Here is a 14,811-nt window from a genome sequence, read left to right as displayed (position 1 = left end):
GGGCGAGGTTAACTGGCTATACGCGGCCACCCTTTGATATGAATCAAATAGTGCGCATTGACGCAAATTATTTCGCGGTGCTGCTTTCGGGACCAGACTCGGCAACTATTTTTTCTGGCGGCCTGGCGCTGTCGTCGTCCAGCAGGATTCTCAGCGCCGGGCCGACCATGTCATCGAACTGGCCACTATCGGAAGCACGGACGAACACCCAGATAGCCAGGAACACCAGTACGGTGCTGATAGGGATGAGCAGATAAAGCGCTTCCATATCGATCCTCCTATATCTTGTTACGCAACCGCAATGCGTTGATCACCACCAGGGCGGAACTGAACGACATGCCCGCCGCCGATAACCAGGGATTGAGCAGGCCCAGCGCAGCTGCCGGGATAGTCACCAGATTGTAGACCAATGCCCAGGCCAGGTTCTGCCGGATCACGTGCATGGTTCTTGCGCCGAGCCTGGCGGTATCCGCCAACCCCGACAAGCGATCCGACAACAGCACCGTATCTGCATGGATCTGAGCCAGTGCGGTACCCGCCCCCATGGCAAAGGAAACGTCGGCGGCAGCTAGCACGGCAGCATCGTTAACACCATCGCCTACCATGGCGACGATCTCGCCGCGACGCTGCAAAGCTCGCACGAACGCCAGCTTTTGCATCGGCAGATGCTCGCCGTAAGCGCTATCGATATACAATTCACGCGCCACATGCTGTGCCACATGGCTTTCGTCACCGCTCAGCAATATCACCTGCTTGCCTTGGCGCTGGAAATAGGCGACGGTCTGGCGTGCATCCTCCCGTATCGCGTCCGCCAAGTTGAAACGCGCCAGCCATTTTCCTGCGCTGCCCAGGAACACTGGCGTCATGGCCGCATCCCCTGATGTCATGGCGGACGTCACAGCGCCGGCCAGCCCCGTGACAAACGACGCTGAACCGAGTCGATACAGAATGCCGTCGAGCTCCGCCTGCACGCCCTCTCCCGCCATCTGCCTGATTGCCTCGATGGGCAATACCATCGCTGGCGACGATATGCCACCGCTTGCATCGACGATGGCCGTCCCCAGAGGATGGGTGCTGGACAGCTCCATTGCAGCCGCAATCTGTAAATATTGCTCGCCGCCGCTGTCTCCATAAGACTCCACGTGCTGCAGTACAGGCCTGCCCACGGTGAGCGTGCCGGTTTTGTCGAAAATGATATAAGTTGCCCTATGCAGCGTTTCCAGCACATGCGGCTGCACGATCAATACGCCGTTGCGCAGCAGCCGGTCAGTTGCGGCCGCCAGCGCCGAAGGTGTCGCCAGCGATAAGGCACAAGGGCAGGACACCACCAGCACGGCGATTGCAATTGGCCAGGCCCGCGCCGGGTCCAGCCATTGCCAGGCGCAGAACGCCAGCAACGCGCACAACAGCAGGGCCGCCACAAACCAGCCGGCAACCTGGTCTGCCCATTGCGCCATGCGCGGCTTGCACTGGACCGACTGCTCCGCCAGCTTGAGCAGGGCCGACAAGGTGCTTTCGCGCGCCAGCCGGCTTACCCGCAACACTATGGGCTGTCCGCAGTTAACCGCGCCGCCGGGCAGCGTATCGCCAGCCGCGCAAGACACCGGTTTGCTCTCCCCGCTCAGCAAGGACACGTCAATGCTGCTGCAGCCGCTCAGTAAAACGCCATCAGTTGCAATCACTTCGCCCGGCTTGATCAGGATCAGGTCGCCTTTGTCCAGTCTTGCCGCGGCAACCACCTCGCCGTCCATCGCGTGCGGATAGTCAAGCAAACGGGTAGCGGAATCGGGCAATGCATGCTGCAGGCGCTCCAGCGTTGACGCTGCCTTGCGCCGCGCGGTCAGTTCCAGGTAGCGGCTGCACAACAGGAGAAAAACAAACATCGTAACGGTATCGAAATAGACTTCGCCGAAGCCGCGCAAGGTGGCTGCTGCGCTGCCGGCAAATGCCGCCACGATACCTATCGCTACCGGCAAGTCCATGCAAAAGCGGCGCAACTTGACGCCGGCCCAGGCGCCATACAGGAAAGGCAGCGCCGAGTAACACAATACCGGCAAGGTCAGCAGCAGGCTGGCCCAGCGCATCAACTGGAGCTGCTCTTGGTCGATGCTGCCAGCTCCGGCGAAATAGGCGGGAGCCGCGTACATCATGACTTGCATCATGCACAGCCCGGCGATGAACGTTTGACGAAACAAGCGCTTGCCGGATTTACGCAACTGCTCCCCCTGCCTGACCGCATCGAACGGATAGGCGCTGTAGCCGATCCCGTGCAACGCCTGAAGGATATCGCTAGGCTTGCATTGGGTCTTGTCCCAGCGCACATGCAGCCGCTCGCTCGCCACATTCAGGTTGACCAGCTGCAGCCCTGGCAAACGCGCCAGCCGTTGCTCAATCAGCCAGACACACGCGGCGCAGCGGATGCCTTCTAGCGCCAGGGTCGCTTCCAGCAGGCAAGCTGCCGGCCCGGCCGGATTCTCAAACACAGTGGCAAATTGCGACTGGCCGTCTTCGTCGTCATACAGCTGCAGCTGGGGCGGGACCAGCCCGTCGCCGTCGATGCGGTTGGAAAAGGCGGTGCGGGATACGTAATAATCGGAGTAGCCGCTATCCACGATCGTCTGCGCAACCGCCGCGCAGCCCGGACAGCACATCGCGCGCGGCAGCTCTCCGATCTTGACGGACCAGTGCGGCCCGGTTGCTGTCGACAGCAATGGCAGGCCGCAATGAAAGCAGCTGCCGGAGATCGGCTCGGGAATGGCCTCCGATGAGGACGCAGAGGACGTCGAAAGGTCGATCGCGGCGGCTGTCAATGTCCCGCTCCTGCCGCGCTGATACAGATCGCATCAAGCCAGCCCAGGGACAATCCGTTAGCCAGCCGGAAAATGCCCGCCAAGCCGAACAGCAACACGATCAAGCCGCCAACGATGCGGACTCGAGGATCGAGCAACCGGCTTTTCAGGCGTGTTCCCAACATGCCGAGCATCAATAGCATAGGCAAGGTTCCCAAGCCGAACGCCAACATCATCGTCGCACCGGATATCGCATCGCCACTCAGCATTGCCATCAACAGTACGCTGTAGACCATGCCGCATGGCAGCCAGCCCCACAAGGCGCCCAGCATCAGGGCCTTGGCCGGACTGTCCATGGGCAGAAAGAATTTGGCGGCAGGCTGCAAACACCGCCAGACAATCTGCCCGATAGCTTCCAGCCGGCTCAAGCCACGCCAGGCGCCCATCAGATGCAGGCCCAGTGCTATCAATATCAAGTTGGCCAGCCAATAGGCGCCTATCTGCAGCGACGACAGCGATGTCATGGCGCGCACGCTTTGCGCCATACCTCCAGCCAAGGCGCCCGCGATCGCGTAGCTGAACAGCCTGCCGCTGTTGTAGGCGAGCACGCGCGGTAGCTGCGTGAAATAGGTTTGCGCCGGGCGTTCAGAAATGACGTCGCCCGTAGTCAGTTGCAATGGGATGACACGCGCCGATGGTGCCGCGGCCACCGATAAGGCGCTGACGATGCCGCCACACATGCCTAAACAATGGATGCTTCCTAACAGCCCTATCAGGAAAATCGGTACGAGGTTCATGCGCGCCCCGAGCTCTGGGCGGGAAGCGCCTGCAAATAAAATTCGGTAGCGAAATCTTCTGAATATCCGCCTGCCATCGGGGAAGACTTATAGTGCGACCCAGCCTGATTCAGCTTGCGTAGCACGAGGGCATCATGATTAATCGCATCACACGTGGACAACGGTTTTCTTGAAGTTGACATGTGCGAGCTCCAGCGATTGGATGGGTTGACACACGAGGTCAACCATATCTATTCGGAGCAATATACAAGGTGCCGGCAACAAGCGCTTTGATATAGATCAATCCGTGGCTGTTAAGTTTTGCTTGGATCGCCAAAGACCAGAATCGATGCCACCCTTTAGATTCTGCTGCGTCGAACGGATTCTTTGATTTCTGCCCACTCACGACCGCCATGTGCGATTCGGCGGCATTTGCATCCGCCTATCATCATTTCCCATGTATCAAACTTTTTTTGTCCACGCACTGCACCATCCATTCGCCGACACCTGCTTCCCAGCGAACAGCGGACATCCACCGGCGGCGTCGCCGGCCTTGCCTTGATAGAGTGAGCAATTGCTGCATAATTGGCCAGCCGCGTACTTGGGAAACTTTGCCTTGTCCGCTTTACTGGCATCCGCTTTGTAGCCTAAGGCTATAGCTTGCGCATCGCTCTCGGCGACCAAAGCGCCTTGAGCAAAAGTATGGCCAGATGCAAGCACGGCGCCACCCAAGCCAAGTTGAACAATAAAATTGCGACGGCTGGTCATGGAATTTCTCCAAAATGATTAAGAATCAATGCAAAATTGAAGGCCGGCGTTGCCGAAACAGGCTATTGCACGGATGGCATGGCCTCCAGATAGGCCGCGACATTCTTCATGTTCTCTGGCGTGAGTTCGTGCGCAATGCCTTTCATCATCGCACCTTCAGGGCGCTCATCTGTCCTTTGAAAAACCATCAGTTGTTTAACGATGTAATCGGCGTGTTGGCCTGCAAGGCGCGGAAATTGCTGAATACCTTCACCGTGCGCGCCGTGACAGCCTGAACAAGCTGGTGTTTTGCTTTCAGCAATGCCACCTTCAAAGATTTTCTGGCCGTCTTTGAGCAATGCCGGGTTATTTCCAGGCTTTCCTGGAGGGGGCGCCTGTGAGGAAAAATAGGCAGCGAGTCCATCAATCTGCTCGTCGGATAAGCGAGCACTGATACCCCACATATACTCGAAGCCGGCGGGATCGGAACGCCCATGGCTCTTAAAGGATTTCAGTTGCTCCACCAGATATGGTTGCGACTGCGCCGCAAGATGCGGAAAATTGGGGGATACGGAAACACCCTGAACGCCATGGCAATTCGAACACACCTGCAACGCGAGCGTTTTGGCCGCAACCGTCGGATCTCCCAGCGAGCGAGAGCGCTCCGGTAAATTGCAAGCCACAACGCCTGCAACTAGGATTAAACTCAGGGAAAAATGCAATCCCCTCCGCTTCAAGTCTTTGAACTTCGTTTCTGCAGTTCCGAGGCGTGCAGGTTGGTCGTCGTAGCTTGTCATTTAGTACGCTCCCCACACATATAAGAACAAGGTGTTGTTATCCCTGGCATTGCGCCCTGCCCCGTCGTAGTTACTGGAGGCGCCATGGAACTGGGTGTAGGCATAGTATTGAACGCCGATACGCAGGTATTGCACCGGTGTCCAGAATACTTCGGGAACCCAGCCGCGTGTGCCGGGATTGGCCGCGACATCCGGGTACAAGGTCGGATCCGAGCTTCCCGTGGTGCTGAAATAGCTCAAGCTTGTGCCATATTTGGCCCGATAGACGTAGCTGGCTTTCAGCCTCAGTTGATTAAGCGTATTAGAGGCGTTGCTGGCAACACCGGTCACATCGCCATTGGTGATGGTTTCCCGGACATAGCTAAACTGTGCCGTGACGGTGTGCGGATCGAGCACATATTGATATTGAGCGTCTATCCCGCGGTCGCGATAGCGTGTCGTCGGGCCAATCGGATTCGTGCTGTCTGGATAGATCTGGGCATTCATGGCAAGCACGCCAATCATCGCACTGTGCGGCCCCCAGTCGTGGCTAAGCGCCAGCCGTATGTAGGGATTGCTGCCCTTCAGGTATGTTTGGTCTTGCGCCTTCGTGCCTTGGCTTAAAAACGACCAAACCCCGTTACTGGTCTGATACGCAGCCAACTCTGCATAGAGCGTCTGGTTCCAGAAGGCATAGGCGGTCAGCCCGGCGACCTGCGCGCCAAGCTGGCTGATGACGGGACTGGCGTCAGGTGCGGTGACGCCGAATTTGGTCGGGACATATTGAATCCACGCAGGGGCGGTATTCCAAGGATCGGTCAGGGAAGGATTGTTGTTGAGACTGACTCCGAAGATAAAATCTTGCGCCGGGCTGATCACTCTGTCTGCGTAGCGCAAATCGAAATTGTCGGAAGCCCATTTCCCCTGCCATTTGCCGGTGTCCTGATTTTGATTGTCGTAATTATTGTAGGTCCACTGTCCGAATACGCCGACATTGTCAGTGACTTTGCCTGCCAGGAAGACGCTACCGGTTTGAAACAGGGCAACCGCATCCTTGGCGAACGCCACATCGCTATCCGGCTTCGAACTCTTGGTGAAACTGCCGACCGCCATCGCAGATAGCGGAATGGTCCGCGTACCGATCGTATAACCAGTGAGCTTGAATAGTCTCCCGTAAGCTGTCAGCTCGGGAAATTGGCCGCCTGCATGGCAAGCCACGCAGTTTTGTCCCGTTTGTCTAGCAAAAGCGGGAAGCGCATGTGCGGCAATTGGGATGAAAAAGCTTGCAAATAAAAGAGTGATGGCTATCAGATGGAAATATCTGATGCTTCGGTGTCGAGCAATGAACGCATTCATTTGCTGATTCCTCCCTTCAGTTAATTTTGAAAATTATTCTTGAAAGGTTTCGAGTGAAACTAAGAGAAAATCGAAAATACGCAAGCTCGAATTGCACCCATTCTTAGAGGTATGCAGACATATTTATACCAGTAAAGTATCCACTAAAATTGAGATAAATCAAATTTTCGCCAAGTTGTTGTTCTTGGGATCCTTTGCGGCATTTCTTTATGATCAAATGCGTTGAGGGGTGGATGAGGTTGAATATTTCAAGTGTAAGCGACATCAATCCTGCCTGTCGGCACCAATTTACCGCCCCACTCCCCAACCTTCAACGGTATCGCCGCCCGCGATAGCGCTACCATGGAGCGCTATCGCGTACGCACCTATGTGTATCCTAATTCTGCGCTGTTATAAGGATCGGGGAACCGTAAATCCGGTCGTTTTCCAGGTCATGTTAAACAACAAACATCTTGCTAGAGTGAGGCCCACCTGTCATGCACATAACGCACAACAACGATTCCACCAAATATAGTTCGCTCGCCATAGGGCTTCACTGGCTCACCCTGCTACTGCTCATCGCGATCTATGCAACCATGGAGTTGCGCGGCATTTTTCCCAAAGGCAGCGACGGTCGTAACGGCATGATGATGTGGCATTACATGCTTGGCCTGACGATCCTGGCGGTCGTCGCGCTACGCCTGGCTGCGCGGTTTTCCAGTGCGACGCCGCCGATTCAACCGTCACCGCCGCATTGGCAAATGTTATTTGCCGGCGCCATGCACGTAGCGCTCTACGCTTTGATGATAGGCATGCCCATACTCGGTTGGCTAACGCTGAGCGCTGCCGGCAAGCCGATTCCATTTTTTGGTTTGCATCTTCCCGCGCTGATCAGCCAAAGCAAAGAATTGGCGTCGCAAATAAAAGATGTGCATGAAACCTGCGCCACCGTGGGCTACTTCCTGATCGGCTTGCACGCAGCGGCAGGCCTGTTCCATCATTATGTGGTGCGCGATACGACGTTGCGGCGCATGCTGCCGTTCAAGTTGCAAGGTTGAGCGATGCACGCCTGGCCCCGCACAGATTCGACTATGTCGGCATTCCGAATTGCGCACCGACCAGGCCTGTGGCGCACATCGCAACTGCGCCCCAAATAAAAACCCGCGCTGCCCCGCGAAGGATAGGTGCGCCGCCCGCGCGTGCGGCACATGCCCCAAGCGCGGCCAAAAAAATGAGTGAGGTCGATGCGATCACAGGAATCAGGTTTTCTCGGGGCGTCAACATTCCCACCAGAAGCGGAACGATACCTCCGAGCACGAAACTGATCGACGACGTCACGGCCGCTTGCAGCGGCCGGGCCATCAACGCATCAGTGATGCCGATGTCATCCCGTGCGTGCGCACCCAGCGCATCGTGCTCCATGAGCTGCTTCGAAACCTGAACCGCAGTGTCATAGTCAAGACCACGTTGAATATAGATGTCGCGCAGTTCTGCGTGCTCGGCGTCATAGTCGTGCTGCAACGCGCATCTTTCAATTTCAAGGTCAGCGCGTTCCGTATCCGCCTGGGAGCTCACCGAAACATATTCGCCGGCACCCATCGAGAGTGCACCTGCCACGAGCCCCGCGAATCCCGCGACCAAGATTCCATTTGAACTTAGGTGCGCCGCCGCAACGCCGAGCAAGAGGCTCGAAATCGACAATACACCGTCGTTTACGCCCAGCACTCCTGCGCGCAGTAGTCCGGATCTGCCGGTGCGATGAATATGTGCAACCATAACTTATCTGTATTTTTGAGAATTTCATAAGACAGGAGAAGCCCTCATCCTGAAAATCGATGCCGGGTGGGCACTCCATACCCACGCAGTGCTGCGAACATTCGCGTCCTGTGCTGCGCACCCCGCTACGTCCACGTGAGCACGGAGTGCAATGTACGGCACCGTCGTCACATCTAGAGCGCGCACCATCATCATGGCCCCCGTTCAATCTAGATTGCCGGTCTCTGACTGGCCTGGGCAGGGATGATATTCACAATCAGCAAAAACAGTTGCTCGAGGTCATATTTCAGGTTAACCCCGGCAAACGGGTCGAGATTGTCAGTGAATGCGGTATCAACCACGGCCCAGTCTTCTGTCGTCAACAGACGCTTGGCTGCAGGTAAAACCACTTCCTCCTCCAAACGCATGTGACTGAAATAAAACGTCGCATACTTCTCCACAAGGTCACGAAACTCCGGGAATACAGGGTCGCCCTCCAACTCATAGTGAGTGAGCGCGCGTTCCAATTCTCGCGCCAGCGTTTCACCAAGGGTATGTTGCAGCTCCAACTCAACGAGCGTATCGTCAAATTCATTGGTCCGATCTCGCAGCAATTTAAACAAGTACTGGTCTTCCTTTGGATGGTGCACTTGCTCCGGATACTCTCGAATGTAATAGAGCATCGCGCGAAACACCATTAGTCCTGGCGCTTTTTCGCCTCTATCAATGAGACGCACAAAATGCAGCATGCCCTGGATCACTATCGACAATTGCTCGTGCTCGTCCAATATGGTGCGTATGGCATTACGCTGCCGCGGCGATTGCATGATCGACCCCTTTAATTTTCACGACAACACTAAAGGTTGCACAATTTATAGTGCGCAAAGAAAAGTGTAAAAGCAAGAAATTGCCAGCCCACCCAAGAGCAACTTTCACAAATCATACGTTAACGGCACGCCAGACAATTTCGATTGATTATGCTCGGTATTCATTTAATGTTCCGTGGCATGGTCGCAAGAAGTTGGGCAATGCTTACCCCCATGTGCAAGCGTGCGGCTGAAAGCTCCATATTGACGGATTTGGTAGATAAAAAAATCGTTGAATCCGAGTTTATTGATATGGAACAAATTCTGTTCGATTATTGCTGCTGGCCGCAACGTCGCATCTTGACGATCGGACCGCCACGGCATACGGTGAAAGACATGGTAAACATCCATTTTTCGGGCCAATCGCTCGTTAACTCAAAAACAGGAGTATCGACATGTCTTATAAAACCATCGTGGTGCATGTGGACGCCTCTAGGAATGTTGATAAACGTATCGAAGCAGCTGCGTCTATCGCAGTAGCCGACAATGCGCATCTGATAGGTGTTGCCACCACTGGCGTCTCGCAATTCCTGCAAGAAACCGTGAGCATGAACCGCAACGACCCGGCTATCGCCCCCTTGCTCGACACCCTGCGAAAACGTGCCAGCGTGCCCCTCGAAACATTCGACAAAATTGTTCGGCAGGTCGGCGTACTGTCGTTTGAAAATCGCTTGATCGATGACGATGTGACCGGCGGCATCAGCTTGCAAGGCGCGTATGCCGACCTGCTGGTGCTGGGACAAAACGCCCCCAATGATTCCTCGAACCTCAATACCGATATCGCCCCCTATGTGGTCATCAACTCTGGCTGCCCGGTCCTTGTCGTGCCAAGTTCCGGTGCTCACGCAAAAATCGGCTCCAGAATGTTAATCGCCTGGAATGGCAGCATGGAAGCCAGGCGCGCGGTTCATGACGCCATTCCCTTACTCAAACGGGCTGAGATTGTCGAAGTTGCGATCTTCAATCCGAAGTCCCATACAGGCATTCATGGCCAATTGCCGGGCGCCGATATTTCCTTGTATCTGACCCGCCATGGCATCAACGTTAATGTCATGGAAGAAGTGATCAAATCCGATATCGGCGAAGCGTTGTTGTCGCTCGCCACCAGCTTGAACTCCGATCTACTGGTGATGGGATGCTATGGACATTCTCGATTTCGTGAAACACTACTCGGCGGCGTCACCCATACAATTCTGAAATCGATGACGTTGCCGGTACTGATGTCGCACTGAAATCGATGCTCTGCATGGACTGGCTGACGACACCATACTTGTCATGATGCTGCAACAAATGCAGCGGCCGCTGGCAGACCGTCGCGTTCCTATGCCGGTAACCGAGCAAAGCGGGTTAATATTTGCGATCATATATTTGGTCGTTGTGTAACAACTCATGCTCAGTAACGTTGTCGAGCATGAGCTGCATATCGCAGACCACCCGGTATTGGCAATCATGTCCTGAAACAAGAACAACATCGGGGGCAAAACAATGATGCTGACGGCTGACCAGATTGAAGCGCTAGCGGTCGCTGCCGGCATTGGTTTGCTGATCGGTGGCGAACGCGAGCGCAGTAAAGGCAGCGGGCCTATGCGCAGCCCTGCCGGCATTCGTACATTTACGGTGGTGGCCTTGCTAGGTGCCACTAGCATGCTGCTCGACAGCGTACTGTTGCTTGCTGCCGCGACTCTGGCAGTGACCGCTCTCCTCGCCATTGCCTATAGCAAACAAGCCCACGATGATCCTGGCCTGACCACGGAAATCGCATTGATTTTGACGCTACTACTGGGAGCATTGACAATCCGTGCGGCCCCGATGGCGGCAGCTCTGGGGGTTTCCGTGGCAATCGTGTTGGCGGCGCGCGGTCGCCTGCATCATTTCGTCAACATCGCAATGAGTCAGAGGGAGTGGAACAACGCACTGATTCTTGGTGCTTCAATTTTTGTGCTTTGGCCGCTGCTGCCTGACCACACCATCGATCCCTACGACGTGTTCAACCCGCACGCGATCTGGCGTTTCATCGTATTGATGCTGCTCATCGGTGTGGTCGGCCATATCGCTCAACGCATGCTCGGCCCTCGGCTGGGTCTATCGCTAACCGGACTGCTTTCCGGTTTCGTATCGAGCATCGCTACCATCGGCGCAATGGGACAGCGCGCCGTTGGAACCCCATCCCAGGCTGATGCCGCTGCCACCGGGGCGGTACTATCAACGGTAGCTACGATGCTGCAACTGGCCATCGTGCTGTTCGCGACACACCCACCGACGTTCCTAGTGTTGGCCCGGCCGCTTGCCTGCGGACTGGCTGCCGCACTGGCCTATGCGGCGCTGACAGCAGCTCGTTCTGTGCGTTCGCAGCCAAGTGCGGCGCTGCAACTAGATAGCCGGATCGACATTAAAGACGCGCTAGTGCTGTCGCTGATGATTTCGGCCATCTTGTTGCTTTCGGGCGCCTTATCTTCTTTGCTCGGCAACCGGGGCATCTGGTTAGCTTCTTTTATCGGTGGCTTTGCCGATGCGCATTCAGTAGCCGCATCGGTAGCCTCATTTGCCGCAAAAGGAAAAATTAGTAGCCAAGCCGCCACTGGGCCAATTCTCGCAGGCTTAACCGCCAACACCATTTCCAAGTGCGTGATAAGTTTCACCAGTGGCAACCAGTGCTTTGCGATGCGAGTCTGTCCTGGCCTGCTATTCGTGATAATCGCAGTCTGGCTTAGTTGGATATTCAGTTGAACAATGGTCTCGATGAGCGCTGTAAATTCGGACCGATAGGCACTCGCAATTTTGTCTTTCTGTGCATGGGCAAGTTGCCTGTCCACGGTCTCATGACGATAACCCAATTTTTCTTTGAGCGTAGTCATCGCGAGCGCTCGGAATCCGTGCGTTGTCATGCGCCCTTCATATCCCATGCGGTTTAATGCCATACGAATAGCGTCACCGCTCATCGGCTTTTGAGGATCGCGTTGGTTCGGAAACAGATATTTATTGCCACCAGTGTAGGTATGCAATTCTCGCAATAGTTCGACGGCCTGACGCGACAGGCATACATGATGGTCGGTCTTATCTGGATTCACCGTCAACTTGCCGCGCTTCATGCGCTGCCAGGGAATGACCCAATCCCCAGTCTCAAGATTGATTTCAGACCAAGGGGTAGTACGCAACTCACTACTGCGTACAAAGATCAATAACATCAAGCGCAAGGCAATACGTGTTGGGATATACAGTCTTGCATTGTTTTCTCGTATGGCGCGCATGAAGGCCGGTAATTCATCCGGCGCGATGGCGGCAAAGTGCCCTGCTTTCACGGGCTTGAGAACATCTTTCAGATCTGCTGCCGGATTGCGGTTCTCAATACCGTGCTGATTCGCATAGCTAAATACCCGGGCGCATGTCGCCTTCAAGCGTCGCGCCACTTCACCCGCTCCTCGGTCTTCGATCTTCGATCTTGCGCAGGGCGGCGATCATTTGCTTATGGCTAATCTCGGCAATCGGAATTTTGCCAATTTCAGGAAAAATATCATTTTCCAAACGGTCAATGGTATTTTTGGCGGTGGATGGACTCCATGCGCTCAGGCGGTTGGCATGCCATTCGCGAGCAAGTTTCTCAAAGGTATTGGCAGCGGCATCTGCAGCAAGCTGCTTTTTCTCATCACGATCCCGTGCTGGGTCTTTCCCCGCACCCAACAACTCACGCGCCTCTTTGCGCTTCTCTCGGGCTTGAATCAATGTGACTTCTGGATATTTACCAAAAGCAACTGTATTGCGCTTCTCGTAAATACGATAGTCCATGCGCCAGTACTTCGCGCCGTCTGAATTGATCAGCAAATACATGCCGCCGCCGTCCGCTAGCTTGTAGGGCTTATCCTTGGGTTTGGCGGTACGTACCTGGATATCGGTGAGTGGAATAACAAGCTTTGGCATTTTGGCGGTATCTCTTTTGACGATATGAATCAATACCGTAAAGTATACCGCCAAAAAAAGTGGCTGCAAATGGGCAAACTTTGGCACTACGGGCAATAAAAAACCCCTAAGACGTTGATTTCTTAGGGGTTTTTAGGCAAACTTTGCTATCGTTTGCGATATATCTGGCGGAGAGGGTGGGATTCGAACCCACGGTACGATTTAACGTACGCTTGATTTCGAGTCAAGTACATTCGACCACTCTGCCACCTCTCCGGTTTTCGGTCGACTTGCTGCGTTTAATGCAGCAAAGCGCAAGATTATAGCAGGCTTTTTTTGATATTGGGAAGCCTTTTTATTGCTTCCCCGTCACAGCCTGGTTGCCCGCTTTCACTTACAAAAATAAGCCCGTCAAATCAATTACTTATACGCTCAGCTTGGTAATACCACCCATATACGGATGCAGCGCCGCCGGGATTTCCACGCTGCCGTCGGCTTGCTGGAAGTTTTCCAGGATCGCTACCAGGGTACGGCCGACCGCCAGGCCGGAGCCGTTCAGGGTGTGCACCAGTTCGGTCTTGCCCTGGGCATTGCGGAAGCGGGCTTGCATGCGGCGCGCCTGGAAGGCTTCGTAATTGGAGACCGAGGAAATTTCACGGTAGGTATTTTGCGCCGGCAACCAGACTTCCAGGTCGTAGGTCTTGGCGGCGCCGAAGCCCATGTCGCCGGTGCACAGCGACACCACGCGGTATGGCAGGCCGAGTTTCTTGAGGATGTTTTCGGCATGACCGACCATCTCTTCCAGCACCGCATAGGATTGTTCCGGATGGACGATCTGCACCATCTCGACCTTGTCGAACTGGTGCTGGCGGATCATGCCGCGGGTGTCGCGGCCGTAGCTGCCGGCTTCCGAACGGAAGCACGGGGAATGGGCGACCATCTTCAGCGGCAGCGTTTCGCCGGCCAGGATTTCATCGCGCACGATATTGGTCAGCGGCACTTCTGCCGTCGGAATCAGGTATAGCGCGGCAGCGTCGGCAGCTTGCTCGCCTTCCTGACCGCCCTTCTTGACTGCGAACAGGTCTTCTTCAAACTTCGGCAGCTGGCCGGTGCCGCGCAGGGAATCGGCGTTGACGATGTAAGGCGTATAGCATTCGGTGTAGCCGTGCTCGGCGGTCTGGGTGTCCAGCATGAACTGGCCGAGCGCGCGGTGCAGGCGAGCGATGCCGCCCTTCATCACGGAAAAGCGCGAGCCGGTGAGCTTGGCGGCGACGTCGAAATCGAGGCCGAGGGCGGCGCCGACATCGACGTGGTCGCGCACTTCGAAATCGAAGCTGCGCGGCGTGCCGACCTTGCGCACTTCGACATTGGCGGCCTCATCGGCGCCGACCGGCACCGATTCGTGCGGCAGGTTGGGCACGGCCAGCAGGAAGGTGCTGACCTGTTCCTGTACCTGGTCCAGCCGGGTCGCCGATGCCTTCAGTTCGTCGGCGATGCCGGCCACTTCTGCCATGACGGCGGAAGCGTCTTCGCCCTTGCCTTTCAGCATGCCGATCTGCTTGGACAGCGAGTTGCGCTGGCTCTGCAATTCTTCGGTGCGGGTCTGGATTTGCTTGCGCTCGGCTTCCAGGGCATTGAAGCCGGCGACGTTGAGCTTGTATTTGCGCGTGGCGAGACGGTCGGCGGCGCTGGCGATGTCTTTGCGAAGAAGTTGGATGTCGATCATGGACGTAGGTAAATGGACGAAAGAATAAGCCGCCATTGTACCAAGCCCGGCCAGTGCTCGGCCAGCCAATCTAAGCGAATGGGATTATTAAAAACACAATAACAAGCCAGGCAGCGCTGGGCCGGGCATGTTGCCAGGTCTAGCGCC

Annotated in this window: 13 protein-coding genes, 1 tRNA gene and 1 pseudogene; 3 read left to right on the top strand and 12 right to left on the bottom strand. The window is 55.6% G+C overall.

The window, feature by feature from the left end; translation table 11 throughout:
* Positions 1 to 67 precede the first annotated feature (67 nt).
* The 6 genes from ccoS to AC07V8_RS17310 all read right to left on the bottom strand — a co-directional run bounded on the left by ccoS (position 68) and on the right by AC07V8_RS17310 (position 6,444).
* Positions 68 to 268 (bottom strand): cbb3-type cytochrome oxidase assembly protein CcoS, encoded by a 201-nt coding sequence (gene ccoS / locus AC07V8_RS17335; protein WP_494680204.1) that lies wholly within the window; start codon positions 266 to 268, stop codon positions 68 to 70.
* Positions 269 to 278: 10 nt separating this feature from the next.
* The gene (locus AC07V8_RS17330) at positions 279 to 2,810 is read right to left on the bottom strand and encodes a heavy metal translocating P-type ATPase (RefSeq protein WP_494680203.1); all 2,532 of its coding nucleotides are present in this window, start codon (positions 2,808 to 2,810) and stop codon (positions 279 to 281) included.
* On the bottom strand, positions 2,807 to 3,586 hold the full coding sequence (locus tag AC07V8_RS17325) for a sulfite exporter TauE/SafE family protein (protein ID WP_494680202.1): 780 nt from the start codon (positions 3,584 to 3,586) through the stop codon (positions 2,807 to 2,809). The genes AC07V8_RS17330 and AC07V8_RS17325 overlap by 4 nt, the downstream gene beginning before the upstream one ends.
* Positions 3,587 to 4,027: 441 nt before the next feature.
* Positions 4,028 to 4,333 (bottom strand): high-potential iron-sulfur protein, encoded by a 306-nt coding sequence (locus AC07V8_RS17320; RefSeq protein ID WP_494680201.1) that lies wholly within the window; start codon positions 4,331 to 4,333, stop codon positions 4,028 to 4,030.
* 62 nt (positions 4,334 to 4,395) lie between these two features.
* Positions 4,396 to 5,109, bottom strand: coding sequence for a c-type cytochrome (locus AC07V8_RS17315; protein ID WP_494680200.1), 714 nt, complete (start codon positions 5,107 to 5,109; stop codon positions 4,396 to 4,398).
* Positions 5,110 to 6,444, bottom strand: a complete 1,335-nt coding sequence (locus tag AC07V8_RS17310) for a cytochrome C (protein ID WP_494680199.1) — start codon at positions 6,442 to 6,444, stop codon at positions 5,110 to 5,112.
* A 476-nt stretch (positions 6,445 to 6,920) separates the two neighbouring features.
* Between AC07V8_RS17310 and AC07V8_RS17305 the strand changes: the two genes are divergently transcribed.
* Entirely contained in the window at positions 6,921 to 7,481 is a 561-nt protein-coding gene (locus tag AC07V8_RS17305) for a cytochrome b (protein WP_494680198.1), read from the top strand.
* 31 nt (positions 7,482 to 7,512) lie between these two features.
* Here the strand turns inward: AC07V8_RS17305 and AC07V8_RS17300 are convergent, their stop codons facing one another.
* Positions 7,513 to 8,199, bottom strand: a complete 687-nt coding sequence (locus AC07V8_RS17300) for a VIT1/CCC1 transporter family protein (protein ID WP_494680197.1) — start codon at positions 8,197 to 8,199, stop codon at positions 7,513 to 7,515.
* 209 nt (positions 8,200 to 8,408) lie between these two features.
* A complete protein-coding gene (locus AC07V8_RS17295) occupies positions 8,409 to 9,005 on the bottom strand; it encodes a hemerythrin domain-containing protein (RefSeq protein WP_494680196.1) in 597 nt (198 codons plus the stop codon).
* A gap of 434 nt (positions 9,006 to 9,439) precedes the next feature.
* Here AC07V8_RS17295 and AC07V8_RS17290 point away from each other — a divergent pair, with 434 nt between their 5' ends.
* Together AC07V8_RS17290 and AC07V8_RS17285 are read left to right on the top strand one after the other, a co-directional pair.
* A complete protein-coding gene (locus tag AC07V8_RS17290) occupies positions 9,440 to 10,276 on the top strand; it encodes a universal stress protein (RefSeq protein WP_494680195.1) in 837 nt (278 codons plus the stop codon).
* Positions 10,277 to 10,529: 253 nt separating this feature from the next.
* Positions 10,530 to 11,771, top strand: a complete 1,242-nt coding sequence (locus tag AC07V8_RS17285; RefSeq protein ID WP_494680194.1) for an MgtC/SapB family protein — start codon at positions 10,530 to 10,532, stop codon at positions 11,769 to 11,771.
* An 89-nt stretch (positions 11,772 to 11,860) separates the two neighbouring features.
* On the opposite strand, the pseudogene AC07V8_RS17280 reads toward AC07V8_RS17285, so the two are convergent.
* The 4 genes and pseudogenes from AC07V8_RS17280 to serS all read right to left on the bottom strand — a co-directional run.
* Positions 11,861 to 12,451 (bottom strand): annotated as a pseudogene (locus tag AC07V8_RS17280) (tyrosine-type recombinase/integrase); the annotation flags it as partial.
* 1 nt (position 12,452) lies between these two features.
* A complete protein-coding gene (locus tag AC07V8_RS17275) occupies positions 12,453 to 13,046 on the bottom strand; it encodes a tyrosine-type recombinase/integrase (protein WP_494680256.1) in 594 nt (197 codons plus the stop codon).
* 78 nt (positions 13,047 to 13,124) lie between these two features.
* Positions 13,125 to 13,214 (bottom strand) — tRNA-Ser (locus tag AC07V8_RS17270).
* Between the two features lie 148 nt (positions 13,215 to 13,362).
* The gene (gene serS, locus AC07V8_RS17265; protein WP_494680193.1) at positions 13,363 to 14,664 is read right to left on the bottom strand and encodes a serine--tRNA ligase; all 1,302 of its coding nucleotides are present in this window, start codon (positions 14,662 to 14,664) and stop codon (positions 13,363 to 13,365) included.
* Positions 14,665 to 14,811 lie beyond the last annotated feature (147 nt).

This window comes from Collimonas sp. GW821-FHT02H07 (genome assembly GCF_059421505.1).
The sequence above is the reverse complement of the archived record's forward strand: the minus strand, read 5'-3'. Positions and strand labels throughout refer to the sequence as shown.